This window comes from Oleiphilus sp. HI0080 (assembly GCF_001635135.1).
The window spans coordinates 1-467 of sequence record NZ_LWFU01000268.1; the positions used below are offsets into that span (position 1 = coordinate 1).

1 protein-coding gene is annotated in these 467 nt (G+C 43.0%); it reads right to left on the reverse strand.

From position 1 onward, the window contains the following. Positions 1–109: 109 nt before the first annotated feature. A complete protein-coding gene (locus tag A3751_RS22075; protein WP_156492225.1) occupies positions 110–247 on the reverse strand; it encodes a hypothetical protein in 138 nt (45 codons plus the stop codon). Between the last annotated feature and the right edge of the window lie 220 nt (positions 248–467).

Consider the following 467-nt stretch of genomic DNA (forward strand, 5'->3'; position numbering starts at 1 on the left):
CTAAGCGCTCCGTTTTGATAAACAAGAACACAATTCCTAAAGCACCAATACTCCCAAGCCAGTGCAAGATATGATGTAAAATCGCGTTTTGTTGAGCGCCGTCTTTAGCCTAAATAATGAACAGCAAACCCACAGCGATGTAACAACCAAACCAGTAATAGAGACTCCAGGAAACAGACACCTCAATCAGGCCAACGCCAGTCATCGACAAAATCAGAACCAGAAAGGGGGATACTTTTTGCAGCACACGATACTCCTTTAGTATTTATCGTAGTTTTGGAGCATCGAGTTAAACGTTAAAACCCGAGCTCTGTTTTATTCGTTTTTGGAAAGATCTATTTGTTCGATTTCACGGGCGACATATTCAATGCCCGTTGTATAGCTGTCAACAATCCGCTCAATCGCTTCGCGATCATCAACCTCAACGGCTCCTTCCAACTCGGCGAGCAAATTGGAAATATAATACG